This is a genomic window from Nocardioides segetis (assembly GCF_051390595.1).
GTDB lineage: Bacteria > Actinomycetota > Actinomycetes > Propionibacteriales > Nocardioidaceae > Nocardioides.
In genome coordinates, this window is the sequence record NZ_JBNINR010000001.1 from 461,967 (window position 1) to 488,023 (window position 26,057).

General features: G+C 72.4%; 23 protein-coding genes. 20 read left to right on the plus strand and 3 right to left on the minus strand.

All coding sequences use genetic code 11. The features are described 5' to 3' along the window. Positions 1–71: 71 nt before the first annotated feature. The 4 genes from ACPZVR_RS02010 (at position 72) to ACPZVR_RS02025 (ending at position 4,550) form a co-directional block, all read left to right on the plus strand. Complete coding sequence (locus ACPZVR_RS02010) at positions 72–1,478, plus strand: FAD/NAD(P)-binding protein (protein WP_436697893.1); 1,407 nt, start codon at positions 72–74, stop codon at positions 1,476–1,478. 25 nt (positions 1,479–1,503) lie between these two features. Further along, positions 1,504–2,973, plus strand: a complete 1,470-nt coding sequence (gene purF, locus ACPZVR_RS02015; RefSeq protein ID WP_436697894.1) for an amidophosphoribosyltransferase — start codon at positions 1,504–1,506, stop codon at positions 2,971–2,973. A gap of 168 nt (positions 2,974–3,141) precedes the next feature. Then, positions 3,142–4,203, plus strand: a complete 1,062-nt coding sequence (purM, locus tag ACPZVR_RS02020) for a phosphoribosylformylglycinamidine cyclo-ligase (protein WP_436697895.1) — start codon at positions 3,142–3,144, stop codon at positions 4,201–4,203. A gap of 164 nt (positions 4,204–4,367) precedes the next feature. After that, the gene (locus tag ACPZVR_RS02025) at positions 4,368–4,550 is read left to right on the plus strand and encodes a DUF3073 domain-containing protein (RefSeq protein WP_436697896.1); all 183 of its coding nucleotides are present in this window, start codon (positions 4,368–4,370) and stop codon (positions 4,548–4,550) included. A gap of 213 nt (positions 4,551–4,763) precedes the next feature. Here the strand turns inward: ACPZVR_RS02025 and ACPZVR_RS02030 are convergent, their stop codons facing one another. Genes ACPZVR_RS02030 through ACPZVR_RS02040 form a run of 3 tightly spaced genes read right to left on the minus strand, consistent with a single transcriptional unit; the run spans position 4,764 to position 8,316 of the window. Further along, a complete protein-coding gene (locus tag ACPZVR_RS02030; RefSeq protein ID WP_436697897.1) occupies positions 4,764–6,110 on the minus strand; it encodes a hypothetical protein in 1,347 nt (448 codons plus the stop codon). A 41-nt stretch (positions 6,111–6,151) separates the two neighbouring features. Further along, positions 6,152–6,907: an ethanolamine ammonia-lyase subunit EutC gene (gene eutC / locus ACPZVR_RS02035; protein WP_436697898.1), complete on the minus strand. Its 756-nt coding sequence runs from the start codon at positions 6,905–6,907 to the stop codon at positions 6,152–6,154. After that, a complete protein-coding gene (locus tag ACPZVR_RS02040; protein WP_436697899.1) occupies positions 6,904–8,316 on the minus strand; it encodes an ethanolamine ammonia-lyase subunit EutB in 1,413 nt (470 codons plus the stop codon). Before ACPZVR_RS02040 ends, eutC begins: the two co-directional genes overlap by 4 nt. Before the next feature lie 263 nt (positions 8,317–8,579). Here ACPZVR_RS02040 and ACPZVR_RS02045 point away from each other — a divergent pair, with 263 nt between their 5' ends. The 16 genes from ACPZVR_RS02045 to ACPZVR_RS02120 all read left to right on the plus strand — a co-directional run bounded on the left by ACPZVR_RS02045 (position 8,580) and on the right by ACPZVR_RS02120 (position 26,036). Further along, positions 8,580–9,299: an SDR family NAD(P)-dependent oxidoreductase gene (locus ACPZVR_RS02045; RefSeq protein ID WP_436697900.1), complete on the plus strand. Its 720-nt coding sequence runs from the start codon at positions 8,580–8,582 to the stop codon at positions 9,297–9,299. A gap of 41 nt (positions 9,300–9,340) precedes the next feature. Then, complete coding sequence (locus ACPZVR_RS02050) at positions 9,341–10,066, plus strand: SDR family NAD(P)-dependent oxidoreductase (protein WP_436697901.1); 726 nt, start codon at positions 9,341–9,343, stop codon at positions 10,064–10,066. A gap of 29 nt (positions 10,067–10,095) precedes the next feature. Beyond that, positions 10,096–10,968: a nitrilase-related carbon-nitrogen hydrolase gene (locus ACPZVR_RS02055; protein ID WP_436697902.1), complete on the plus strand. Its 873-nt coding sequence runs from the start codon at positions 10,096–10,098 to the stop codon at positions 10,966–10,968. A gap of 42 nt (positions 10,969–11,010) precedes the next feature. Next, positions 11,011–11,853, plus strand: a complete 843-nt coding sequence (locus ACPZVR_RS02060; RefSeq protein ID WP_436697903.1) for a polysaccharide deacetylase family protein — start codon at positions 11,011–11,013, stop codon at positions 11,851–11,853. A 76-nt stretch (positions 11,854–11,929) separates the two neighbouring features. Further along, the gene (locus ACPZVR_RS02065) at positions 11,930–12,961 is read left to right on the plus strand and encodes a sugar ABC transporter substrate-binding protein (RefSeq protein ID WP_436697904.1); all 1,032 of its coding nucleotides are present in this window, start codon (positions 11,930–11,932) and stop codon (positions 12,959–12,961) included. A 17-nt stretch (positions 12,962–12,978) separates the two neighbouring features. Continuing rightward, positions 12,979–14,493, plus strand: a complete 1,515-nt coding sequence (locus ACPZVR_RS02070; RefSeq protein ID WP_436697905.1) for a sugar ABC transporter ATP-binding protein — start codon at positions 12,979–12,981, stop codon at positions 14,491–14,493. Continuing rightward, positions 14,477–15,475 (plus strand): ABC transporter permease, encoded by a 999-nt coding sequence (locus ACPZVR_RS02075; protein ID WP_436697906.1) that lies wholly within the window; start codon positions 14,477–14,479, stop codon positions 15,473–15,475. The genes ACPZVR_RS02070 and ACPZVR_RS02075 overlap by 17 nt, the downstream gene beginning before the upstream one ends. A gap of 101 nt (positions 15,476–15,576) precedes the next feature. Beyond that, entirely contained in the window at positions 15,577–17,349 is a 1,773-nt protein-coding gene (locus tag ACPZVR_RS02080) for an ABC transporter substrate-binding protein (RefSeq protein WP_436697907.1), read from the plus strand. 230 nt (positions 17,350–17,579) lie between these two features. Beyond that, positions 17,580–18,578, plus strand: coding sequence for a BMP family protein (locus ACPZVR_RS02085; protein ID WP_436697908.1), 999 nt, complete (start codon positions 17,580–17,582; stop codon positions 18,576–18,578). Between the two features lie 5 nt (positions 18,579–18,583). Further along, positions 18,584–20,152 carry an ABC transporter ATP-binding protein gene (locus tag ACPZVR_RS02090; protein ID WP_436697909.1) on the plus strand — a complete coding sequence of 523 codons (1,569 nt, stop codon included), beginning with the start codon at positions 18,584–18,586 and terminating at the stop codon, positions 20,150–20,152. Then, the gene (locus ACPZVR_RS02095; RefSeq protein WP_436697910.1) at positions 20,145–21,242 is read left to right on the plus strand and encodes an ABC transporter permease; all 1,098 of its coding nucleotides are present in this window, start codon (positions 20,145–20,147) and stop codon (positions 21,240–21,242) included. The genes ACPZVR_RS02090 and ACPZVR_RS02095 overlap by 8 nt, the downstream gene beginning before the upstream one ends. Before the next feature lies 1 nt (position 21,243). After that, complete coding sequence (locus ACPZVR_RS02100; protein ID WP_436697911.1) at positions 21,244–22,176, plus strand: ABC transporter permease; 933 nt, start codon at positions 21,244–21,246, stop codon at positions 22,174–22,176. Positions 22,177–22,405: 229 nt separating this feature from the next. Beyond that, positions 22,406–22,798, plus strand: coding sequence for a YybH family protein (locus tag ACPZVR_RS02105; RefSeq protein WP_436697912.1), 393 nt, complete (start codon positions 22,406–22,408; stop codon positions 22,796–22,798). Between the two features lies 1 nt (position 22,799). Further along, positions 22,800–24,296: an aldehyde dehydrogenase family protein gene (locus ACPZVR_RS02110; RefSeq protein ID WP_436697913.1), complete on the plus strand. Its 1,497-nt coding sequence runs from the start codon at positions 22,800–22,802 to the stop codon at positions 24,294–24,296. 25 nt (positions 24,297–24,321) lie between these two features. Beyond that, complete coding sequence (locus ACPZVR_RS02115; protein WP_436697914.1) at positions 24,322–25,530, plus strand: acyl-CoA dehydrogenase family protein; 1,209 nt, start codon at positions 24,322–24,324, stop codon at positions 25,528–25,530. Further along, entirely contained in the window at positions 25,527–26,036 is a 510-nt protein-coding gene (locus tag ACPZVR_RS02120) for a flavin reductase family protein (protein ID WP_436697915.1), read from the plus strand. Before ACPZVR_RS02115 ends, ACPZVR_RS02120 begins: the two co-directional genes overlap by 4 nt. Positions 26,037–26,057 lie beyond the last annotated feature (21 nt).

Here is a 26,057-nt window from a genome sequence, read left to right on the forward strand (position 1 = left end):
TAACACTTAGTTACAAGCGGCCGGGCGCCGGCTTTGCCCCTTAAGTCAAGTGATTCGCTAGACTCACTCCCATGACGCCGACCCGCACCCCGACGACCACCCCGACCTCCCCGCGGACGGGGACCCGGGTGGCGGTGGTCGGCGGCGGCGCCAGTGGTGTGCTCACCGCGATCAACCTGCTGGTCCGCGCCGACGATCCCGGGCTCGAGGTCGTCATCCACGAGGCCAGCGGGATCGTCGGTCGCGGTGTCGCCTACGGCACCAACGACCAGCGCCACCTGCTCAACGTGCGGGCGCGCCACATGAGCGCCTTCCCGGACGCCCCGTCAGACCTGCTCGACTGGGCGCTGCGCACCGGCCGCAGCAGCGACCCCCAGGGCTTCCTGCCCCGCGCCGACTACGCGATCTACCTCCAGGACCGGCTCGCCGACGTCGCCGACGACCGGCTGCGGATCCGGGCCGGCCGCGTGCTCGACGTCGTCCCCTCCGGCTCCGGCTTCGAGATCGTCACCGAGCGGTCCGCCGCGAGCGCCGACGCCGTCGTGCTCTGCCACGGGAACCAGCCGCCCCGTCCGCTCGCCACGGCGGACGGGGCGGTGCTCCCCGACGCGCCCTGGCACGTGGCCAACCCGTGGGCGCTCGCCCGGCTGCGGGCGCTGCCCGCGGACGCCCGCGTGGTGGTGGTCGGGACCGGGCTGACCGGCATCGACACCGCCATCACCCTGCTCGAGGACGGGCCCGGCCGGCACGTGACCCTGGTCAGCCGCAACGGGCTGCTGCCCAAGCCCCACGTCGGCCAGGCCCACACCGCGTGGGTGACCAAGGTCCCCGACGACGCCGTGACGGCCGACGCGATCGCGGCCGCGGTGGCCGAGGAGTGCCGGGCGGCCGTCGAGCGCGGCGTCGGCTGGCGGGCCGTCGTCGACGGCCTGCGCCCCCTCACCCAGGAGCTGTGGCGCCGGCTCCCGCTCGCCGAGCGCCGCCGCTTCCTCGACGTCCACGCGCGCGACTGGGAGGTCCGCCGGCACCGGATGGCGCCCGAGGTCGCGCTGCGCCTCCAGTCCTACCGGTACGACGACCGGCTCGCCGTCCGGGCCGGCAGCCTGCACGCCGTCGAGGACCTCGGCGAGCGCTGTCGGGTCCGCACCGGACCCGGCCACGAGCCCCTCGAGGTCGACGCGGTCGTCAACTGCACCGGCCCGCTCGCCGACGTACGCCGCAGCGGCGACCCGCTGCTGCGCGCCCTCGTCGCGCGCGGCACCGTCGCCCCCGATCCGCTCGCGCTCGGCATCGACGCGACCGTCGAGGGCGCCGTCCGCGACGCCGCCGGGCGCGTCGTCGACGGGATGTTCGTCGTCGGGCCGCCGCGCAAGGGCACCCTGTGGGAGTCGACCGCGATCCCGGAGATCCGGGCCCAGGCGGCCCAGGTCGCGAGCGCGGTGGTGGAGCGCACGTCTCGCCGGGTCGTCGCGAACTGAGTCAAACGGCGTCCGGCCGGTAGGCTTGGGCAACGTGTGCGGAGTCTTCGGTGTATGGGCCCCGGGTGAGGACGTCGCGAAGCTGACGTACTTCGGTCTCTACTCGCTGCAACACCGCGGCCAGGAGTCCGCCGGCATCTCGGTCAGCAACGGGCGGCAGATCCTCGTCTACAAGGACATGGGCCTGGTGTCCCAGGTCTTCGACGAGAACACCCTGGAGTCGTTCGCGGGGCATCTCGCCGTCGGTCACTGTCGCTACTCGACCACCGGCGCGAGCACCTGGCAGAACGCGCAGCCGACCTTCCGGCCCACCGAGGACGGGTCCATCGCGCTGGGTCACAACGGCAACCTGATCAACACCGCGCAGCTCGCGGAGATGGTCCAGGCCCTGCCCAGCGACGACGGCGAGCTCGACATCCACGCCCGCAACCTGGAGACCTCGACCAACGACACCAGCCTGGTGACCGCGCTCCTGGCGCACCACCCCGACCAGTCGCTGGAGGCCCGGGCGCTGGAACTGCTGCCGCAGGTGCACGGCGCGTTCTCGTTCGTGTTCATGAACGAGAACACGCTGTACGCCGCCCGCGACCCCGAGGGCATCCGGCCGCTCGTGCTCGGCCGTCTCGAGCGGGGCTGGGTCGTGGCCAGCGAGGACGCCGCGCTGGCCACCACCGGTGCCAGCGTCGTCCGCGAGGTCGAGCCCGGCGAGCTCATCGTCATCGACGAGGACGGCCTGCGCTCCCACCGGTTCGCCGAGCCGCGCCGCAAGGGCTGCGTCTTCGAGTACGTCTACCTCGCCCGCCCCGACGCCACGATCGCCAACCGCAGCGTCCACGAGGCGCGGGTCGAGATGGGCCGCCAGCTGGCCCGCGAATTCCCCGTCGAGGCCGACCTCGTCATCCCGGTCCCCGAGTCCGGCACCCCGGCCGCGTCCGGCTACGCGCTGGAGAGCGGCATCCCGTTCGGTCAGGGCTTCGTGAAGAACGCCTACGTCGGTCGCACCTTCATCCAGCCCAGCCAGACCCTGCGCCAGCTCGGCATCCGGCTCAAGCTCAACGCGCTCGAGCACATGATCCGCGGCAAGCGGATCGTCGTCGTCGACGACTCGATCGTGCGCGGCAACACCCAGCGCGCCCAGGTCCGGATGCTGCGCGAGGCCGGTGCGACCGAGGTCCACGTGCGGATCTCCAGCCCGCCGGTGAAGTGGCCCTGCTTCTACGGCATCGACTTCGCCACCCGCGCCGAGCTCATCGCCAACGGCCTCGACGTCGACGAGATCGCCGCCAGCGTCGGCGCCGACAGCCTCGGCTACATCTCCCTGGAGGGCATGGTCCAGGCGACCGGCCAGCCGGTCCAGACCCTGTGCACCGCCTGCTTCACCGGCGAGTACCCGATCGAGCTTCCCGACGAGAGCCTGCTCGGCAAGCACCTCCTCGAGGCGACGCTCCAGCCGAGCACGCACGGCGAGGCGCTCCCTGTTTTCAACAATCCATAATGGGCCGAGCGTGTCGCCCGATCGAGGACGCCGCACGGTCCTCGCTTCGCTCGCACCGCGGACGCCCTCGATGCGCTTCGCGCGGCGCGCCACGCTGCCGGCCACGCGGTCGAGGCGGTCCGGATCCACAACTTGGCTGGCGGCAACACCGCAGATTAAGGAATTGCATTGACTGACAACGCCTACGCCCGTGCCGGTGTCGACATCGAGGCCGCGGACCGCGCCGTCGACCTGATGAAGGAGTGGGTCGAAAAGGCCCGCCGGCCCGAGATGCTCGGCGGCCTCGGCGGCTTCGCCGGCCTCTTCGACGCGAGCGCCCTGACCTCGTACAAGCGTCCGCTGCTGGCGACCTCCACCGACGGCGTCGGCACCAAGGTCGCGGTCGCGCAGCTGATGGACAAGCACGACACGATCGGCTTCGACCTCGTCGGCATGGTCGTCGACGACCTCGTCGTGTGCGGCGCCGAGCCGCTCTTCATGACCGACTACATCGCCACCGGCAAGGTCGTCCCCGAGCGGATAGCCGCGATCGTCAAGGGCATCGCCGAGGCGTGCGTCGAGGCCGGCTGCGCCCTCGTCGGCGGCGAGACCGCCGAGCACCCGGGCCTGCTCGCCCCCGACGAGTACGACGTCGCGGGGGCCACCACCGGCGTCGTGGAGGCCGACGCGCTGCTCGGTGCCTCGCTGGTGCGCGAGGGCGACGTCGTGGTCGCGATGGCCGCCAGCGGACTGCACTCGAACGGCTACTCCCTGGCCCGCCACGTGTTCTTCACGCAGGCCGGCTGGAGCGTCGACCGTCACGTCGAGGAGCTCGGCCGCACCCTCGGCGAGGAGCTCCTCGAGCCCACCCGGCTCTACACCAAGCCCTGCCTCGCCATCGCCCGCGAGACCGAGACCCACGCGATGGCCCACGTCACCGGCGGCGGCCTCGCCAACAACCTCGCCCGGGTCATGCCGCCCGAGCTCAAGGCGACCCTCGACCGCGGCACCTGGACACCCGCGCCCGTCTTCGACGTCGTCCGCCGGGTCGGCGACGTCGCCCAGCCCGACCTGGAGGCCACCCTCAACTGCGGGGTCGGCATGGTCGCCCTCGTCGCCCCCGCCTCCGTGGACGCCGCCCTGGCCCGCCTCGCGGACTTCGGGATCGACGCGTGGGTGGCCGGCGAGGTCGCCCCCGACCCGGAGCAGAAGGGCACCGTCGAGCTGGTCGGCCAGCACCCCGGTTGGTGACCTGCGCCTCACCCCCCGCCCTCGCGACCGGCAGCGACGCTCCGGAGGGCATCCCGGCGTGCGGGAACAGCCATCGGCCATGTACCGTTGAGGCTACGAGACTCTGATTCAGCAGTCCGGGGCCCGGAGGGTACCCGGCCAAGTGTGCGAGGGGGCTGGACCCTATGGGCCGCGGCCGAGCGAAAGCCAAGCAGACGAAGGTCGCACGCGACCTGAAGTACCGCACTCACGACACGGATCTCAGCGCTCTCGCGCGCGAGCTCCACGGTGAGTCCGAGGACGTCGGCAAGACCGACGAGGTCGATGACATCGACGACAAGTGGTCGGACTACGCCGACCGCGACTGAGTTGATCTGGCCGAGCGTGTCGCTCGTTCCTCGCGACACGCTGCCGGCCGCGCGGTCGAGCAGGTAGGACTCACGTCTCGCTGGCGGCACGAGGCCGGCGCGGCGGAAAGCACCGCCCTCGTCGGCTCCGGTCGCTCGTTCCTCGCTCCCTGCGCGCTTCTCGTGCGGCGTTCCCGCCGCAGCCTTGCGGCGTGGGGGCTCGGCGGGGTTCGGTCAGGTCGCAGGGGCCTGCCGCATGATCAGCACGTCTCCGTGGGTGCCGTAGCCGGCCAGCCGGCCGGCGTACCTGGTGCCGTCGAAGGTCACCAGGCGCCACCGGTCGCCGGGCATGCCGGGGTCGGGCGGCACGACGGTCGGCCAGGGGATGTTGGTGGGGTACGGCGCGGCGAGGGTGCCGACCTCGCGCAGCGCGGTGTCGAAGACCGGGAAGCGTCCGCGGACCGCGCGCCGGTTGTCCCTGCCGTCGCTGGCGAGCACCCGCCAGTCCGCCCCGACGCGGAGCAGGGTCGTGCCCTCGGTCGCTCGGCGGTCGGTCGCGGCGCCGCGCAGCGCGAGGTGGTCGAGTGAGGGGCCGGCGGCGACCAGCGGGTGGAAGTCGAAGAACCTCCGCGCGCTGACGTAGCCGACCAGCCAGCCCCCACCCGGGCCGTCGGGACGCACCAGGTGCGGGTCCCACACCCCGACGCTCGCTCCGTCGGTCGGCAGCTCGAGCCGCCGGGTGGCGAGCACGTGCTGCCCACGGGTCAGGTCGTCGGTCGACGTGGCGAGCGTGACGCCGAGCGAGCCCGGCACCCGGTCGGCCTTGCGCGCGGGGAAGTCCGACCAGGTGCTGGTCGCGACCAGCCAGCGCTCGCCGTCTCGGACCAGATGGGTGGCGTGGTCGCCGTACACCCCGGGCCGGTCGGGACGCTCGAAGAAGAGATCGCTGCGCCAGCTGATCCCACCCGTGGCGCACAGCGACCACACCGAGGTGTGGGCGGTGTCGAAGAACCCGGGGCCGGCGCTGGTCGCGGTGAACAGCACGTCCGTCCCGTCGCCACCCGCCACCCGGTACGGCGACCCGTCGGCGTGCGACACGAGGCGGATGTCGCGCAGCCCGAGCTGCCCGAAGCTGCCCGCGCGCACGTCGTCGACCGCGCCCGAGGCGTCCGGGCGCAGCCCCGCCAGCCAGGCGGGGTCGCGGGTATCGGGTCCGCCGATCTCGCGCAGGTCGATCCGGCCGCGGGCGACCCACGCGCCCCGCTCGTGCGTGAGCACGGCGAGCTGGCTGCCGGTCAGGGTCAGCGCCAGCCGGGTCGCCGGCGCGCGCACGCGTCCGTACCGGCGGCTGTGCAGCGCCTGCTCGGCCCCGCCGATCCGGACGCGCAGCGATGCCCGGCCGTCCTCGAGCCGGACCGCGAGCCGGGTCCCGTCCGCACCGTCCAGCGCCAGCTCCGCGGACCCCGCGCCGGAGATTCCCGCCTCGACCGCGCCGAAGGGGGCGCGCAGGGGGAACACGTCGGTCGCCGTCACCAGCGACACCGGGCGGTGCCGGGCGGCGATCTCGAAGGGCGGCAGCACGGGCGAAGGCTACTGGCCGCCCGCGTCGTGCACGAACGGCGTCACGCCTCCAGGCGCAGGGGGCCGGTCGCGCCCGCGGGCGCGACGGATCCGCCCTCCTTGAGCACGATGCCGGTCGCCTGCAGCCGGCGGGCTCCCCGCACGAGCGAGGCGATGGTGCGGGCGGCGGACGCGTGGTCGAGGCCGTGCGGGGGATGGATGTTCGAGACGCAGTTGCGGGCCGCGTCCGGCGTGCCGGGCCGCGGCGCCCAGGTGAGGTACGCGCCGAGGCTGTCCGCCGTGGTCAGCCCGGGACGCTCGCCGACGAGCACCAGTGTCAGCCGCGTCCGCCAGGTGGCGCCGACGTGGTCGCCCAGCGCCACCCGGGCCTGGGTCGCGATCACCGGAGGAGCCCATCGAGTGCCCGGCAGCAGCGGCAGCAGCGCCCGGAGGACCCCGGTGGCGTGCCGCTGCACCGCCGTCGCGCACAGGCCGTCGGCGAGGACGACGGCCAGGTCGGCGCCCGGCTCGGCAGGCGGCAGCGGGTCGCGGAGGCGGCGTCCCAGGTCCGGCCGGGTGAGGTACGTCGCCCGGTCGGGCGCCGCGGACGCGACGACGACCGGGGCCGCGAGCTCGGGGATCGAGGCGAGGTCGGCCACGAGCGCGGGCACGTCGAGCGGCGTGTGCACGGCATCGCGGGCGGCGGCGTGGGCGCTGGCGAACGCGAGCCGCTCCCGGGTGCCGGGTGCCTCGCCGAACCGCTGCTGGCCGATCCGCGCCGGGGTGCGGGCGCGCAGCGCCTCCCAGAAGTCGCTCACCGGCGTGCTCCTGCCAGCTCCCGCAGCACGCTGCGCGCAGGGTCGACGGGGCGGATGCCGCCGTCCTCGGCGAGCAGGCCGACCCGGTCGAGCCAGGCCTCGAACTCCGGTGCCGGCCGCTTCCCCGAGATCCGGCGCGCGTAGAGGGCGTCGTGGTAGCTCGTCGACTGGTAGCCGAGCATCACATCGTCGGCACCCGGGACGGTGATCACGAACGAGCACCCGGCGGCGGTCAGCAGGGTCAGCAGGGTGTCGGTGTCGTCGGAGTCGGCCTCGGCGTGGTTGGTGTAGCAGACGTCGACCCCCATGGGGACGCCGAGCAGCTTGCCGCAGAGATGGTCCTCCAGACCGGCGCGGACGATCTGCTTGCCGTCGTAGAGGTACTCCGGGCCGATGAAGCCGACCACGGTGTTGACCAGGAACGGGTCGAAGGCCCGCGCGACGGCGTACGCCCTGGCCTCGAGGGTCTGCTGGTCGACGGGCAGCCCGCCGGTGCCGTGGTGCGCGCCGGCCGACAGCGCGGAGCCCTGGCCGGTCTCGAAGTACATGACCTGCCGGCCGACCTCGCCGCGGTCGAGGGAGAGGGCGGCGTCGCGTCCCTCGGCGAGCACGGCCAGGTCGACCCCGAAGCCGGTGTTGGCGGCCTCGGTGCCCGCGATCGACTGGAAGACCAGGTCCACCGGCTCGCCCGCCGCGATCAGGTCGATCGTGGTCGTGACGTGCGTCAGCACGCAGGACTGGGTCGGGATGTCGTAGCGCCGGCGCACCTCGTCGAGCAGCCGGAGCAGACGAGCCACGGTCGCGGGACTGTCGGAGGCGGGGTTGATGCCGATCACCGCGTCGCCGCAACCCAGCAGGAGTCCGTCGAGCACCGCCGCGGCGACGCCGGCGGGATCGTCGGTCGGGTGGTTGGGCTGCAGCCGGGTCGCGAGTCGTCCCGCGAGCCCCACCGTCGAGCGGAAGCCCGTCACCACCTCCGTCGCCGCACCGACGGCGATCAGCTCCTGGTTGCGCATCAGCTTGCTCACCGCAGCGACCATCTCCGGCGTCAGCCCGGGCGCGACGGCGGCGAGCGCCGATGCCGCCTCCGGCCCGGCGGCGGTGGCGAGCAGCCACTCCCGGAGGCCGCCGACCGTCAGATGACGCAGCGGCGCGAAGGCGAGCTCGTCGTGGCCGTCGACGATCAGCCGCGTCACCTCGTCCGTCTCGTAGGGCACGACCGGCTCCTCGAGGAAGGTCGTCAGCGGCACGTCGGCCAGCACCCACTGTGCCGCAGCCCGCTCCGCCGCGGACGCGGCGGCGCAGCCCGCGAGCACGTCGCCGGACCGCGGGGGAGAGGCCTTGCCGAGCACCTCCACCAGCGAGGAGAACGCGTAGGACCGGCCCCGGGCCTGGTGCGCGTACCTCATGCGGGCTCCCTTCGTCGTGGGCGGATCGACCAGCGTAGGCCGGTCCGCCCGCCGGGGTCGTCGGTCGATCGACGTATCCGACCGGCGCGTCCCGCGCGCGGTCCGTGACGGCGGACCGCGCCGTTCGTGAATCTCTTGTTTCGTCCCCGCTCACGGGCCGGCAGATACGTCAAACGACGGACGCGCCCGCACCTCCCGCCTTCCTACGGTCCTCGTCACCGCCGGGCGTGTGACCCGGACCGCACGACGAGGAAGCAGGACGCATGGACAACCTGACGGGACGCGTGGCGCTCGTGACGGGCGCCGCCCAAGGCATCGGGTACGCCGTCGCGACGCGGCTGGCCGAGGCCGGAGCCCGGGTCGTGGCGACCGACGTGCGCGACCAGTCGGATCTCGGGGACCACATCGTGACCCGCTCGCACGACGTCACCTCGGCCGCGCGCTGGGCGGAGGTGGTCGAGGAGGCCGTCGCGGAGCACGGGCGGCTGGACATCCTCGTCAACAACGCGGGCGTCTCGGGCTACGACCAGCTGCACGAGCTGTCCCTGGCCGAGTGGGAGCGGATCGTCGCGATCAACCAGACCGGTGTGCTGCTGGGGATGCAGACCGCGCTCGGCCCCATGCGCCGCCAGCGCGCCGGCGCGATCGTCAACATCTCCTCCATCTGCGGAGCGACCTCGGTGCCGGGCGTCGCGGCGTACCACTCCTCCAAGCACGCCGTGCTGACGATGACGAAGAACGCGGCCGTGACCTATGCCCGGGAGGGCATCCGCGCCAACGCCGTGCTTCCGGGCTGGATCCGCACCCCGCTGACGCTCGGGCAGACCGACGACCTCAACGACGCCTTCCTCGACGCGACGCCCATGGGCGCCGGCGGTGAGCCGGAGGACGTGGCCGACGCCGTGTGCTTCCTCGTGTCGGACCGCGCGCGGTTCATCACCGGGGTCGACCTGCCGGTCGACGGCGGCTACCTGGCTCGCTGACCCGCGGCCACGACACAGACACCGATCGGAGAGGAAGCGACATGGACCGGCTCAAGGACAAGGTGGCCGTGGTGACCGGCGGAGCCGTCGGGATCGGCCTGGCGACCGCCCGGCTGTTCGCCGAGGAGGGCGCGACCGTCGTCGTCGCGGACCTGGAGAAGCCCGAGCAGGAGGTGGACGGTCCCGGACTGGAGTACGCCGAGCTCGACGTGACCGACGAGGCCGCCTGGACCCGAGTGGTCGCCGACGTCGTCGCCCGGCACGGCCGGCTCGACGTGCTGGTCAACAACGCCGGCGTCATCGACTACGCAGCCATCGACGCCGTGACGCCCGCCGACTGGGCGCGGGTGGTCGGCGTCGACCAGACCGGGGTCTTCCTCGGCATGCGTGCCGCGCTGGGCCCGATGCTCGCCCAGGGCGCGGGCTCGATCATCAACCTCTCCTCGGCGTGGGGCGTCGTCGGCTCCGAGGGCGTCGCCGCCTACCAGGCGGCGAAGGGCGGCGTGCGCGGCCTGACCCGCAACGGCGCGGTGACCTACGCGAGCCGGGGCGTTCGCGTGAACACGGTGATCCCGGGATGGGTCACCACGCCGCTGACCGACGCGCAGCCCGCGGAGAAGAACGCGGAGGTGATCGCGCTGACGCCGCTCGGCTACGGCGCGGAGCCGCGCGACATCGCCTGGGGCTGCGTCTACCTGGCCAGCGACGAGTCCCGCTACGTGACCGGCAGCGAGCTCGTCATCGACGGCGGCCTGCTCGCCCAGTGACCACGCACCCGCAACGAGAGGACGTTCCCATGAGCCGCACCCTGACCGTGGCCGCCGCGCAGTTCGAGCTCCGCGAGGTCGACTCCTTCGACGCGTGGGCCGCGCAGGTCCGCGCCCTCCTCGACCGGACGCCCGATGCCCGGGTCGTCGTGCTGCCCGAGCTGGTCACGGAGTCGCTGTTCACCGTCGATCCCGACTGGCGCACCCACGATATCGCGCAGCTGACCCGGATCACCGACCACACCGACGCGTACGTCGCGCTGTTCACCGCCGAGGCCGCTCGCCGCGACCAGTGGATCCTGGCCGGCACCCACCTCGTGGCGACACCCGCCGGGCACCGCAACGTCGCCTTCCTGTTCGGGCCCGACGGCGAGGTCCACCAGCACGCCAAGACCCACATCTTCCCGGCCGAGGCCGACTGGGGCACGGGTGAGGGCGACGAGCTGGCCGTGTACGAGATCGACGGAGTCACCGTCGGGATCGCGATCTGCTACGAGGCGGAGATCCCCGAGGTCTGCACCACGCTGACCGCGCTGGGCGCGGAGGTGTTGCTCGTGCCGTCGTACACCTTCACCGAGGCGGGCTTCTGGAGGGTGCGTCACTGCGCGGCCGCCCGCGCGATCGAGAACCAGGTGTACGTCGTGCACTGCCCCACGGTCTCCCACCTGGAGGCGCCGCTGGCGCCCGGCTGGGCGCGGGCCGCGGTGCTCTCGCCGTGCGACCTGGTCTTCCCCGCGGACGGCGTGCTGGCACAGGCGCGCACGAACGAGCAGGACGCCGTCTCCTTCGAGCTCGACCTCGACCTGCTGGCCGAGAACCGGCGCGCCGGCGCGGCCACGACGTACCTGGACCGCGGGCGTCGCCGCGACCTCTACGAGAAGTACGCCCACATCACCCTCTGACCGCCCGCACCGGGCCCGACCGACACCAAGGAGCACCGACCCATGCCTCTCAACCTTCCCGAGGGCACGAAGATCGCCGTCAACATCGGCGCCGACTTCGACGCCCACGCCGTGTGGATGGGCACCTTCGGCAAGACCAGTCCCAGCTACCTCTCCCGCGGTGAGTACTGCGCGACCGTCGGCGTGCCGCGGCTGCTCGACCTGTTCGACCGCTACGGCATCCAGGGCACCTGGTGCACGCCGGTGCACACCATGGAGACCTTCCCCGAGGCGTTCGCGAAGATCGTCGAGGCGGGCCAGGAGATCGCGGCCCACGGGTGCTACCACGAGTCCGTCCCGAGCCTGGACCAGGACACCGAGATCCGGCTGATGGAGCAGACCATCGAGGGGCATCTCAAGCACGTGGGCAAGCGCCCGCGCGGCTACCGCTCGCCGGCCTGGGACTTCACCGAGCACACCCTCGACCTGCTGGAGAAGACCGGCTTCGAGTGGGACTCCTCGCTCATGGGCCACGACTTCCAGCCCTACCACCCGCGCCCGGTGGACGTGCGCTGGGAGGAGGGCTCCGTCTTCGGGCCGCCGAGCCCGCTGCTGGAGTTCCCCGTGTCGTGGTACCTCGACGACTTCCCGGTCGGCGAGTACATCCCGGGGGTGAACCCGGGCCTCGGCTCGAGCGAGGTCATGTTCCGCCGCTTCCAGGACCACTTCGACTTCGCCTACGAGCGGGAGACCAACCCGGTCCTGGCGATCACGCTGCACCCCCAGACGGCAGCCCGCGCCCACCACCTGCTGGGCCTCGAGCGGCTGCTCGACCACATGGCGTCCCACGAGGGCGTGTGGTTCGCGTCGCTGAGCGACATCTACGACACCTGGACCGAGGACTGATCCAGGCCACCTCTCGGGCACTTCCGGTCGCAGCGCCGCGTCCGTCTCTCGACCCTCACGTTCGAAGGAACCAACCATGAAGCACCGTCCCCTCCTCTCCATCGCCGTCGCGGGCGTCGCCGCCAGCCTCGTGATGACCGGCTGCTCCTCGGGTGTCAGCGACACGGCCTCCGCGTCGAGCGAGATCATCGACGCCCCGGTGAGTGACCCGGCCGACCTCAAGATCGCCTACTTCTCGGCGGGCACCAGCAACTCCTACCTGCAGGCCGCGATCGACGAGGCGAAGAAGACCGCCGCCGAGCTCGGTGCCGACCTCGACGTCTTCGACGGCGCCTTCGACGCCCAGGTGCAGTTCGACCAGATGCAGCAGGCGCTCACGAGCGGCAAGTACAACGCGTTCGTCGTCGAGCCCAACGACGGCAACCTGGTCTGCGACATCCTCACCCAGCAGGCGCCCGAGAAGGACGTCCTGGTCTCCGTGTTCAACCTGCCCATCTGCGGCCGGGCGACGAAGCTGGGGGAGGAGACCCACCAGCCGGGCACCATCACCTACGTCGGCGGCCAGACCCTGGACGTCTACGAGGACTGGGTGCAGGACGTCATCGACTCCCACCCGGACGGCGCGAAGGTCGCCCTGGTGTCCGGTCCCGACCTCAACGCCAACACGCTGTGCTTCTTCGAGGCGGCGAAGGCCTTCGCGAAGGTCGACGGGTTCGAGGTCGTGGCGCAGCAGACCACCGACTACACGACGCCGAAGGCGTTCGACGCCGCCCAGACGATCGTCCAGGCCAACCCCGACGTCGACATCATCATGTCGAACTTCTCGGGCATGACCCGCGGCGTCGTCGAGGCGGTCGGCGGCAAGGACATCGAGATCTACGACTTCGGGGGCGACGAGTGGGCCCTGCAGAACGTCGCGTCCGGTGCCCTGACCAGCTCCGTGATGATGCTCCCGCGCGTCGAGACCCGCGAGGCGATCGAGGCGGTCGCCCGCTACGTCGAGGGCGAGGACGTCCCCGTCTTCATCAACCTCGCCGAGTCCGACACCCTCCCCGGCACGCCCTTCGCGACCAAGGAGAACGTCGCGAAGTTCACGGCCGAGTACTGAGCGGCCCAGGAGGATCCATGAGCGAGACGACCACGCCCGCCATCGCCTGCCGCGGGGCACGCAAGGTCTTCGGCGGGGCCGTCGCCGTCGCCGGCGCGGACCTCACGGTCCGGGCCGGGGAGGTGCACGCCCTGGTCGGCGAGAACGGCGCCGGCAAGTCCACGCTGCTCGGCATGGTGAGCGGCCGGTTGGCCGCCGACGGGGGCACCGTCGAGGTGTTCGGGCACCGGATGCACGGCGGCGACCCGCGCGAGAGTCGGGAGCGCGGCCTCGTGGCGGTCTACCAGGAGCTGACGATGGTGCCGGGGCTGACCGCGGAGGCGAACGTCTTCCTCGGTCAGGCCCGCACCCGGCGCGGCCTCCTGGACGGCCGGGCCATGCGGCGGCGCTACCTCGAGCTGTGCGCGGAGCTGGAGGTCGACGTACCGCCGACGGCGCTGGCGCGGGACCTGTCGGTGTCGCAGCAGCAGATGCTCGAGATCATCCGCGGCATCGAGAGCGACGGTCGGGTCCTGGTGCTCGACGAGCCGACCGCGGCGCTGGCCGAGCACGAGCGGGACACGCTCTACCGGGTGCTGCGGCGGCTGACCGCCCGCGGCACGACGGTCGTCTTCGTCAGCCACAACCTCGACGAGGTGCTCGACCTCAGCGACACCATCACGGTCCTGCGCGACGGTCAGGTGGTGCGCAGCGCGCCGCGCGGCGAGTGGAGCAAGCCGACGCTGATCGAGCACATGGTGGGCCGCACGGTCGACCGGCTGGCCGACCGTGGCACGCACCCGCTCGGCGAGGAGGTGCTGGCCGCGCACGGCGTACGACTGCCGGGCGTCCTCCACGACATCGACCTCACCGTGCGGGCCGGCGAGATCGTCGGCCTGTGGGGGCTCGTCGGCTCGGGCCGCACGACCTTCCTGCGCTCGCTCGCCGGTGCGGAGCCGGCCTCGTCCGGCGACCTGCGCCTGGCCGGCGCGCCGGTGCCCTGGCCGCGCTCGGTGCGCCAGGCCGTCGGTCGCGGCGTCGTGATGGTTCCCGAGTCGCGCAAGCAGGCGCTGGTGCTCGGCATGGACGGCACCAGCAACTACTGGCTCGGCCGCGGTCGCCGCGGGCTCTTCCTGGACCGCGGCGCCGAGCGGGTCGAGGCGGGCGACACGGCCGACTTCTTCGCCTTCAAGCGGTCCCGGCTCGGCGAGCCCGTGCGCAACCTCTCGGGCGGCAACCAGCAGAAGGTCCTGCTGGCCAAGTGGGCCGGGCACCGTCCCGACGTCTTCCTCATCGACGAGCCGACCCGCGGCATCGACATCGGTGCCAAGGCCGAGGTCCTCACGTCCCTGGTCCGCCTCGCGGCCGAGGGCGCAGCCGTCGTCGTCACGTCGTCGGAGCTGGAGGAGGTGCTCGCGATCGCGAACCGGCTGCTCGTCTTCGCCCATGGCTCCGTGGTCCGCGAGATCCCCAGCGACGACCCCGAATTCAACGTCGACGCCGTCGTGCGTCACGGATTCAGCACAGGAGAGACCCATGAACCCGTCCACTGAACTCTCGCCCGCCGGAGCGGCGGCCGCCGCGCCGCCGATCACCCGGGCCTCGCTCGCCCCGCTCGCGTCGCGCTTCGCGATGATCGCGGTGCTCGTGGGCCTGGTGGTCCTGGCGAGCATCCTGTATCCGGGCTTCCTCGCCGCGGCCAACGTGCGCGACCTGCTCCTGCAGAACACCGCGGTCGGCATCGTCGCGCTGGGCATGACCTTCGTGATCATCTCCGGCGGCTTCGACCTGTCCGTCGGCGCGACCTACGCGCTGGGCGCCACGGTGTCGGCGGGCGTCGCGCTGTCGACGGGATCGCCCGTCGCCGGCATCGTCGCGGCGATCCTCGCGGGACTGGTCTGCGGCGTGGTCAACGGCGTGCTCGTCGCGCGGGTCGGCATCAACCCGTTCGTCGCGACGCTCGGCAGCGCGTCGGTGATCTCCGGCGTCGCCTATCTCTACTCGAACTCCGCGCCGTTCATCGTGTCCGACCCGAACTTCAAGATCCTCGCCCGCTCCAGCGTCGCGGGCATCCCGACGCCGATCCTGATCCTCGTCGTCACCTTCGCGCTCGGGGGCGTGGCGCTCGCGATGACCCGCTACGGCCGCAACATCTACGCCGTCGGCGGCAACCATGAGGCGGGCTGGCTCTCGGGCCTGCGGGTCAAGGACCTGACCGCCAGCGTCTACGTCCTGACCGGCGTGCTCGCCGCGTTCGCGGGCACCATCGACGCCTCGCGGCTCGGCGTCGGGCAGGCCGACGTCGGGGCCAATATCGCCCTCGACGCGATCGCCATCGTGATCGTCGGCGGTACGTCGCTGCGCGGTGGCGAGGGCGCGGTGTGGCGCAGCGCGGTCGGACTGCTCATCTTCGCGACGCTCACCAACCTGTTCTACAGCCTCAATCTGTCGCAGAACTGGCAACTGATCGCCAAGGGCACGATCGTGCTGCTCGCGGTCGCACTCGACTCCTGGTCGCGCAACCGACGCGGCTGAGAGCGATCCGCGACGATCCGCGACCCGGGCGGGACCCGGCCCCGACCGATATCCTCGAGGGACGGGCTCGGGCTCTGCTCGGCGGGGGAAAGGAGGGAGCCGTGCCCACGGACGAGACCACCGTCGCGACCGCGCACGAGATCGTCCTGACCCCGGAGGGGGAGCTCTCCACGGTCCGCGGGGTCGGGGCCGAGGCCGCCGGGCGCCTCGAGGGCCTGCTCGCCATCGCGCGGCGGGCCGGTCGGCTCGCCGGACACCACGAGCTGTCGTTCTACTGGCGTGACGACGACAACCGGGTCGTCTTCGCGACGGTCCGCTCGCCGGGCCACGAGTCCCGGACCTCGCTGTCGTGGGTCGACGCCGCCGAGCTCCCGCACGCCATCACGCAGCGCGAGCTCGACGTGCTCACCCTCCTGGTCGGCGGCCTGAGCAACGCCCAGATCGCAACCCGGCTGTGGACCAGCGTCCGCACCGTGTCCACCCATGTGGAGCGCGTGCTCGCCAAGCTGGAGGTCGCCACCCGCGCCGGCGCGGCCGCCGTCGCCGTGGAGGAGAGCCTGCTGGTGCTGCCCGTCCCGGGCGGCCCGGAGGGCTTCGAGCGGCTCCTCATCGGCAGGCTCAGCATGCCCGACCCCGATCCGGAGCCGCCGCTGCTCGGCCGCCGCCCGCCTCCGCCCCCGCGCAGCGGTCGACGCTCGGTACGACGCCCGATCCTGCTCGGCAGTGCCTTCCCGACGACCGGCCAGATCGCCGAGGACGGCCTCGAGATGGTGCGGGCCAGCCAGCTCGCGATCGACGAGATCAACGCCCGCGGCGGGATCAGCGGCCGGCCGGTGAAGCTGGTCAACGTCGACCTCGACATCCGCAGCTCGGCCTCGGTCGCGCGGGCGTTCGACGAGCTGGCCGGTCTCGACGTCGACGCCATGGTCTCGGGCTATCTCGACGACCAGCTCGTGGCCCACGAGATCGCCGCGGAGCACCAGGCGCCGTACCTCCACGCCGCGACGCTGGACTCGATGGTGCGCATGGTCGAGGACAACCCGGGTCGCTACGGCAACGTCTTCCAGATCTGCCCGAGCGACACCAACTACGGCCCCGGCTTCGTCAACGCGATGAGCTTCCTGCGCGAGTCCGGCCAGCTCGCGCCCAGCTCGCGCTCGCTCGCCGTCGTCCGCGGGCGGTGGAAGCTCGGCGACCTGGGCCTGGAGGCCGCCATCGTGCGCGCCGAGCGCGACGGGTGGTCCATCGACTACCTCGCCGACGACGTCGTCGGCGACGAGGCCTGGCGCGAGCACGGCCGCCGAGTCGCCCGGCACGCGCCCGCGGCGGTGCTGATCGGCACCTACTTCGAGGACGAGGCGGCGCAGTTCGTGCGCGCCTTCCAGGCCGACCCGGCGCCCACGGTCCTCTACGCGCTCTACGCGCCGTCGATCCCGCGGTTCCGGATCGACCTGGGGCCGGCTGCCGAGGGCCTGCTCTGGGCGACGACGACGGGCACCTACTCCGACGACGTCGCCCGCCGCTTCACCCGGCGCTACCGCGACGCCTGGGCCGTCAGCCCCGGCCGCTCCCACGCCGGCATCGCCTACGACCGGGTGCGGATCCTCGCCTCCGCCTGGGCCCGGGCGGACTCGCCCCGCGACTTCGCGTCGGTCATCGAGTCGCTGCGCCAAGGCGTCCACCGCGGCGTCAACGGCGCCTACAGCTTCGCCAACGCCGGCCAGTCCGCCCTGGCCTACCCGCTGGCGACCCCGGACCCCTCGATCGGCATGGCGCACCTGGTCTTCCAGATCCAGGACAACCGGCAACGGATCGTGCACCCGGCGCCGTACACCGAGGCTCGCTTCCGGCGCCCCGCCTGGTGGCCCGCCTGATCGGCGCCTCGACTCTGGCGAGGCGCCGGAGCGGCCCAACCTAGCCGCGGCAGGGCGACCCGCGCTCGGTCAGGATCTCACCAAGTGCCGCCCGAGCGTTGGGCAACGCTCGCCGGTGCCGACCCATACCAGACCACACAAGGATCTCCCGAAAGTGACGCCCGACACATCCGCCTCGGGGCGGGCCCCAGGACGGTCGGGCGTTCGGACTCCTTGAAGGGTTGGGCAACATGCGCGCACTCATTCGACTTCTGGCGGGCCTGATGGCGGTCCTGCTGGTCGCGACCGGCTGTGGCGGCGGCGACGGTGGCGGCAGCGGCGACGGGAAGGTGCGGATCGCGGCGATCTTCTCCGGGCCGACGACCGACGCCGACTACAACGCCCTCGGGCTCGAGGCGCTCAAGGCCGCCGAGAAGGACGGCGCGGAGGTGTCGTACTCCGAGAGCGTCGCGGTGCCCGACATCGAGCGCGTGCTGCAGGAGTACGTCGCGGACGGGTTCAACGTGATCTGGACGCACGGCTCGCAGTTCTACGAGGCCACGGCGAAGATCGCCGAGCAGAACCCCGAGGTCCGCTTCATCGGCGAGTTCGACGGCGAGCCCGAGGGGCAGCCCGACAACGTCTGGGTGATCGACCGCAACTTCCACACCGTCTTCTACCCGCTCGGCGTGCTCGCGACGAACCTCACCAAGAGTGGCAAGGTCGGCTACCTCGGCGGCCTGAGCCTGCCCTTCTCCTACTCCGAGGTGCACGCCGTCGAGCAGGCGATCGCGGACAGCGGCAAGGACGTCGAGCTGACCTCCGTGTGGAGCGGTGACTTCAACGACACGGTCAAGGCGCAGCAGCTCACCAGCCAGCTCATCTCCGGCGGCGCCGACGTCGTCGTCACCTCGCTGAACCTCGGCGTGGTGGGCGCGTTCAAGGCCGTCAACGACACCGACCCCGGCTCGGCATGGGTGACCGTGAAGTACACCGACAAGTCCCAGAACGGACCCGAGCACTACGCCGCCACGGTCCTCTACGACTTCGTGGGCCCGCTGACCGAGATCCTCGCCGACATCGACGGGGGCACCACCCAGGGCCACTACGTCATCGGCTTCGGCCAGGGCGCCAGCGTCGACGTGGGCGACAGCATCCCGGCCGAGGTGAAGGCCGAGGTCGAGAAGGCCGTCGCCGGCATCACCGACGGCTCCATCGAGGTCGGCCTCGACCAGTCCGAAGTGAAGTGACCACCATGGAGAACCCGCGTCTGGAGATGCGGGGGATCGTCAAGACCTTCGGGCCGGTGACCGCCCTCGACGCCGTCGACCTGGTGGTCGGCCGCAACGAGGTGCACGGCCTGCTCGGCGGCAACGGCGCCGGCAAGACGACGCTGATGAACGTCCTCTACGGGCTGTACCGACCCAACGCCGGGGAGGTCCTCCTCGACGGGCAGCCGGTCAGCATCGCCTCGCCGAAGGACGCCATCGCCGCGGGGGTGGGCATGGTCCACCAGACGTTCCTCCAGGTCGACAACTACACCGTGACCGAGAACATCGTGCTCGGGACCGACGTGCCCGGCCCGCTGCGGCTGGACCTGTCCGACGCCAAGGCGCGCATCCGCGAGCTGAGCGAGCGGTTCGGACTGGCCGTCGACCCCGACGCGGTCGTCGAGGAGCTGCCCGTCGGCGTACGCCAGCGGGTCGAGATCCTCAAGGCGCTCTACCGCGGCGCGAAGCTGCTCATCCTCGACGAGCCGACCACCAACCTCACCCCGCAGGAGGTCGACGACCTCTTCGGCTCCATGCGGGCGATGGTGGATGACGGCATGAGCGTCGTGCTCATCACGCACAAGATCCGCGAGACGCTCAGCGTCTGCGACCGGATGACCGTGATGCGCGACGGCCGGCGGGTCGAGACCATCGAGCGTGCGGACACCGACGCCGAGCACCTCGCCGAGAAGATGGTGGGGAGCACGACGGACCCAGGGGCCGCGGTGGACGCCGCCGCCCTGGGGGCGGTGGATGCCGAGAAGGTCGAGGAGGTCCTCTCCTCCGTCGGTACGACGACAGCGGTCGCCGTCCGCGACCTGGTGGTGGTCAACGACCAGGGCCATGAGCTCATCCAGGGCTTCGACCTGGAGCTGCGCGAGGGTGAGATCGTCGGCATCGCCGGGGTCGCGGGCAACGGCCAGGTCGAGCTCGCCGAGGCGCTGGCCGGGGTCCGGCCGGTGCGCTCGGGCAGCGTCGAGGTCGCGGGCCGCGCGATGTGCGGCCTGGCGACCTCGAGCTGGCTGGACCACGGCGTCGCCTACGTGCCGGAGGACCGGCACCGCGACGGCATCCTGCCGACGGCGAGCATCACGGAGAACCTCGTGCTCGGCTCGCAGCGCAGCGGGCAGGTCCGCAAGCGCGGCCTGATCGACTGGGGGGCGGCCAAGCAGCGCGCGGTCGAGGCGATCGCTGAGTTCTCGGTGCGCGCCAACGGTCCGGCCACCCTCGTCGGCGACCTGTCCGGCGGCAACATCCAGCGGGTCATCCTGGCCCGGGCCTTCGCCCGGCAGCCACGGATGCTGATCCTGCACAACCCGACGCGCGGCCTCGACATCGGCTCGACGCGGTTCGTGTACCAGCAGGTGCGCACGGCCACGGCGGCCGGCTGCGCGGTCCTGCTCATCTCCGAGGACCTCGACGAGGTGATCGCCCTGTCCGACCGGGTGATCGCGCTCTATCAGGGCTCCCGGGCGGGAGAGTGGCAGCACGGATCCGTCGACGCGTACGAGGTCGGCCGCAGCATGACTGGACTGGGAGAAGCTCGTGTCTGAGACCCTGACCGCTCCACCGTCGGCCGCATCGGGCCCGCCGGTCGAGCCCACCCAGCGACCGCGCCGGGTCGTCGAGGCGCTCTGGCTCGTCGTGCCCTATGTCGTCTCGGTCCTCCTCGCGTTCGTGGTGGGCGGGCTCATCATCGCCGCCATCGGCCGCGACCCGTTCGCCGCGTTCGAGTCGGTCCTGACCACGAGCTTCAACACGCGGTTCGGCACCATCGAGACCCTGCACAAGTGGGTTCCGGTGCTGCTGTGCGCCTATGCGTTCGCCATCCCGCTCGCCACGGGCAAGTTCAACATCGGCGCGGAGGGGCAGCTGCTGGTCGGCGCGACGGGCGGTGTCGCCCTCGGCATCCTCTGGTCCGACCTGCCGATGGTCGTGCTGCTGCCCTGCGTGCTCGTGGCCGGCGCGCTCGCCGGTGCGGTCTGGGCGGGCATCGCGGCCTTCTTGATGACGAAGTTCCAGGTCAACGAGATCCTCAGCACCGTCGTGCTGAACTTCGTGTCCTTCCAGCTGATCGACTACGTCGCCAGCCATGTCTGGCCCGACCGCGGCGCAGGCCACCCGGCGACCACGCCGGTCGGGGAGGGCGCCCGCCTGCCCGGCATCGGCGAGGCGCCGCCCATGCACGCCGGCGTGCTGCTGACCGTCGTCCTGGTCGTCGTGATCGCGGTGTTCATGAGGCGCACGTCGACCGGCTTCGAGATGCGGGCGGTCGGTGCCAACCTGCGGGCCGCGCAGGTGCACGGCATCCGCACGTCCCGGCTCGCCGGCGCGGGACTGGTCGTCGGCGGTGCCGTCGCCGGCCTGGCCGGTGCGATCGAGGTGTCCGGTGTCCACGGCAAGATGCTCGAGGGGATGCAGTCCAACTTCTTGATCCTCGGCATCATCGTCGGCCTGATGGCACGGGGGAGCATGCTGGCGCTGCCGTTCATCGCCTTCGGCATCGCGGTCCTCGAGGTCGGCGCGGGGTCGATGCAGCGCACCGCGCAGGTGCCGGTCGAGATGGTCCTCATCATCGAGGCGCTGATCCTGCTCTTCCTGCTGTTGTCCGACATCGCCCGAGCGAAGATCCGGAGGCACTGACATGGGTGAGATCACCGAGTTCCTCACGCTGATGATCCCGGCGATGGTGCCGTTCCTGCTCGCCGCGCAGGGCACGGTCCTCAGCGGCCGGGCCGGAGTCTTCAACGTCTCGCAGGAGGGCCTGATGGTCCTCGGTGCTGCGGTCGGGTTCCTCGTCAGCTTCAAGGTCGGCAGCAACACCGTCGGCATGGCAGCCGCCTTCGCGATCGCCGGCGTCTTCGGCCTGGTGCTGGCCTACATGACGACCCAGCTGCGGCTGGACCAGTTCGTCGTCGGCCTGGCGCTCTACTTCGCCGCCCTCGGCGCCGCCGGCCTGCTCTACCGCGAGGTCATCGGCATCACGATGGAGCCGCCGCTGATCCCGACGCTCGACGACTACCCGATCCCGCTGCTCTCGGACATCCCGTTCCTCGGAGAGGTGCTGTTCGACCACGACCTGGTCGTCTACGCCGCCTTCCTGATCTCCGCGGCCATCTACTGGTTCATGTACAAGACCCGCAGCGGCCTGGCCTTCCGGTCGATCGGCGAGAACCCGAAGGCCGCCGACAGCCTCGGCATCAACGTGACCTGGGCCCGGACCTGGTCCACGGTCGTCGGCTCGGGCCTGGTCGGCATGGCCGGCGCGTACCTGCCCATGGTCTACACCGGCCTCTACACCGAGGGCATGGTCGCGGGGCGCGGCTGGCTCGTCATCGCCCTGGCGTTCCTCGGCGGCTGGCGCCCCCACCTGGTGGTCGCCGGTGCGGCGTTCTTCGCCGGCATGGAGGTGCTGGCGCTGCGGGCCCAGGTCGCGGGCATCGGGATCCCGCACCAGTTCGTGCTGATGCTGCCGTACGTCGCCACGCTGCTGGTCATGGTGTTCGCCTTCCGCTGGGCGCGGCAGCCGTCCTTCCTGGGACGCAACTACGACCGCGAGAGCCGTCTGGTCGGCTGATCCGGGCCGTTCGCGGCCTCCCCGAACGCGAAGCCCCCGCCGAGAGTCCCGGCGGGGGCTTCGTGCGTCGCGACCTCGTGCGCGCGCCCGGCCGGGTCCCCTGATCAGGGGAGGGGCGGGAGGGGACCGCGATCGCGGGATGTGCGGCCCGCGGCGACGGACCAGGGTGGTCGACACGCCCGCCGGCGAGGACCGGCGGTGACGACGACGCCAATCCGAGGAGGGTCCGATGGGCTCACGCAACAGTGTCACCGAGATCAACGAGCTGTTCGTCGAGGCGATGAACGCCGGCGACCTCGATCTCGCCCTCTCCTGCTGGGACGAGGACACCGTCTTCCAGACCGCGCCCGGCACGGAGCCGGTCAGCGGCACCGCCAACCTGCGCGACGCCCTGGCGGCCTTCATCGACACCAAGCCGCACCTGACCATCGAGGAGCTCCACCGCGTCGAGGCCGGCGACGTCGCCCTCGTCGCGCTCCGCTGGCACCTGACCGGCACCGGTCCCGACGGCGCGCCGATCGAGATGGGCGCCGTCGACAGCAACGTCTTCTGCCGGCTGCCGGACGGCACCTGGAAGATCCGCATCGACAACCCGTTCCACTCCGCCCACCTCGGGTTCTGAGATGACCAGCGTCCTCGCGCCGCAGCGGCTCACGCTCGACGCGCCGCTCCCGCACCTGATCGGGGGCGAGGAGATCGCCCCCGGCCGGACCTTCCCCGCCGTCGAGCCGAGCACCGGGCGGACCTGGGCCGAGGTCGCCGCCGGCACCCCGGCCGACGTCGACCGGGCGGTCACCGCGGCCGGCGCCGCCTTCGAGACGTGGCGGACGAGCTCCCTCGACACCCGCCAGGCCTGCCTGTGGCAGGTCGCCGAGCGGCTGACCGCGTCGGCCGAGCGCTGGCCCGCGCTGCTCGCGACGGAGAACGGCCGGGCGATCCGCGAGGCCGGGCTGATCGACGTACCGACGGCCGCCGAGATCTTCCGGTTCTTCGCCGGCGTGGTCCGCGACCTGCACGGCCGCACGCTGCCCTGCGGGCCCGGGGCCCACGTCGCGACCTCGCCGCGTCCCCTGGGCGTGGTGGCCGCGCTGGTCCCCTGGAACTCACCGCTCATCTCGGTGGCGCACAAGCTCGCACCTGCGCTCGCCGCCGGCAACACGGTCGTGGTCAAGCCCAGCGAGCTCGCCTCGGTCAGCACCGTCGAGCTGGTCCGGATGATCGCCGACGTCTTCCCGCCCGGCGTGGTCAACGTGGTCACCGGGCTGGGGCCCGAGGTCGGCGAGGCCCTGGTGGCGCACCCCGGCGTGGCGAAGGTCAGCTTCACCGGCGGCACGGAGACCGGCCGCCGGATCCTCGGGCGGCTCTCCGAGCGCCTCGTCCCGGCACTCATGGAGCTCGGTGGCAAGGGCGCGATGGTCGTGTGCCCCGACGCCGACCTCGACACGGTCACCGAGGACGTGCTGACCGGGATCTTCGCCGCCAACGGCGAGGTCTGCTTCGCGGCCTCGCGGCTGCTGGTGCACCGCAGCCTCCACGACGAGCTGCTGGAGCGGGTCTGCGCCCGGGCCGAGCGGATCCGGGTCGGCGACGCCCTCGACCCGCAGACCCAGCTCGGCCCGCTGATCTCCCGGCCCCACCGCGACGGCGTCGCCGCGCGGGTCGCCGCGGCGGTCGCGGAGGGTGCCGAGCTGCGCACCGGCGGCCGGGTCCCGGACCTGGGCGCCGAGCTGTCCGGCGGCAGCTACCTGACGCCGACCGTGCTCTCCTCGCCCGGGGGCACGACGTCGGCGTCGTGCGAGGAGTTCTTCGGTCCGGTCCTCACCGTCGAGGCGTGGGACGACGAGGACGACGCCGTCCGCCGTGCCAACGACGTGGCGTACGGCCTCGCCAACGGCGTCTGGTCGGCCGACCTGGCCCGCGCACTGCGGATCGCCGACCGGCTCGAGTCCGGGATGGTCTGGGTCAACACCTGGTTCGCCACACCGCTCGGGCAGCCGCAGGGCGGTGTCCGGGCCAGCGGCTTCGGCCGCGAGGGCGCCACCGCGACCCTGCTCGAGTACACCTCGACCAAGGTCGTCCACGCCAGCCTCGACACCACTCGCCCCCCGATGTGGACCTGACGGTCCCACCCTGAGGAGAACGACCATGGACTTCCGACTCGACGAGCACAGCCGCCTGCTGGCGGGGATCGGCGCCGAGCTGGCCGCCGACTTCGCGACCCGTGCCGACCAGCACGACCGCGAGCGCAGCACCGCGACCGAGAACCTCGCCCGCCTGCGCGACGAGGGCCTGTACGCCGTCGCGCTGCCGCAGGACCTCGGTGGCCAGGGCGCCCGCACGACGCAGTGGCTCGCGTTCATCGAGGCCCTCGCCCAGGGCGACGCCTCGACGGCGCTCGGCTTCAACATGCACTACGTCGCCACGCGGATCATCTCGACGCTGGACGCCGTCCCCGCCGACGCGCGGAAGCGGGCCGCGGGGCTGGTGCTGGACGGTGCGCTGATCTGCGCGCCGCTCTCGGAGCCGGCCGCCTCCAGCCTGCTGCCGGCCAGCTATGTGCCGACCCTGTCGGCCCGCCGGGTCGCGGGCGGCCTGGAGGTGACCGGCACGAAGATGTTCGCCTCCCTGTGGGAGGCCAGCGACTACGCCTTCATGTTCGCCCACCCCGAGGGCGTCGCGGACCCGACCCACGTCGTCGGCTTCCTGATGCCGACCCGCCAGCCGGACGCCGTCACCGTCGTCGACGACTGGGACACGCTGGGCATGCGCTCGACGCGCAGCAACCAGGTGCGGATCGACCGGGCCTTCGTGCCCGACGACCTGGTCCTGTGCGAGTTCGACGACTTCATCGGCCACTGGATCATCGCCCAGGCGCACATCGCGTGGGGCGGCTACACCGGCTGCTACCTCGGTGTCGTCGAAGGCATGGTGACCTGGCTCCAGCAGGCCCTCGGCACCCGTGCCGCCAAGGGGTACGACCAGCCGATGGGCTACCACCCGACGATCAGCAGCGTGGTCGGGCACGCCACCTCCCAGGTCGAGGCCGCCCGGCTGATGATGTACCAGGCCACCTGGGAGGCGGACGAGAACAGCGGGCCCAGCCTGGAGACCTGCGGCGCCTTCCTGCGCGCCAAGCTGATGCTCGCCACGGCGATCAACACCGTCGCGACCCTCGGCACCACCGCGGGCGGCCTCAACTCGCTGCTGCGCTCGCGCTCCTACGAGCGGATGCTCCGCGACGCGACCACCGGGCCGATCATGCCGCCCAACGCGCTCGCCTGCGCGGAGATGGCCGGGCTGGTCGCGATGGGCCTCGACCCGAGCCAGGCGCCCTCGCTGCGGAGCGCGTCGTGACCGCCGGCCTGGTCGGGGAGCCGATGCCGCTGACCGGGCCGGAGCTGTCCGAGCAGGCCTTCCGACGGGCCTGCGCGCAGTTCCCGACCGGGGTCACCGTGGTGACCGCGGCGTCCGCGGGCGAGCTGTACGGCACCACGGTCAACGCCTTCAGCTCCCTGACCCTCGCGCCCGCGCAGGTCCTGGTGTGCCTGGCCCGCACGTCGCGGACCTGGCCCGCGATCGAGCGCTCACGCCGCTTCGCGGTCAGCGTGCTGGCCCGCGGGCAGGCCGATGTCGCGCGTCTGTTCGCCACCAAGGAGCCGGACAAGCTCGCGCGCGTCCCGCACCGCTCGTCCCCGGGCGCGCCGCCGGTCCTGGACGGCGCGGCGGCCTGGTTCGAGTGCGAGCTGGCCGACGCGATCACCAGCCACACGCACCGGATCGTCGTCGGGCGAGTGGTGCGGCTGATGGTCGACGAGGACCGCGACCCGCTGGTCTTCGCCCGGGGTCGGCTGGATGGGTGACGCGCGCGGCGTCGTCGGGGT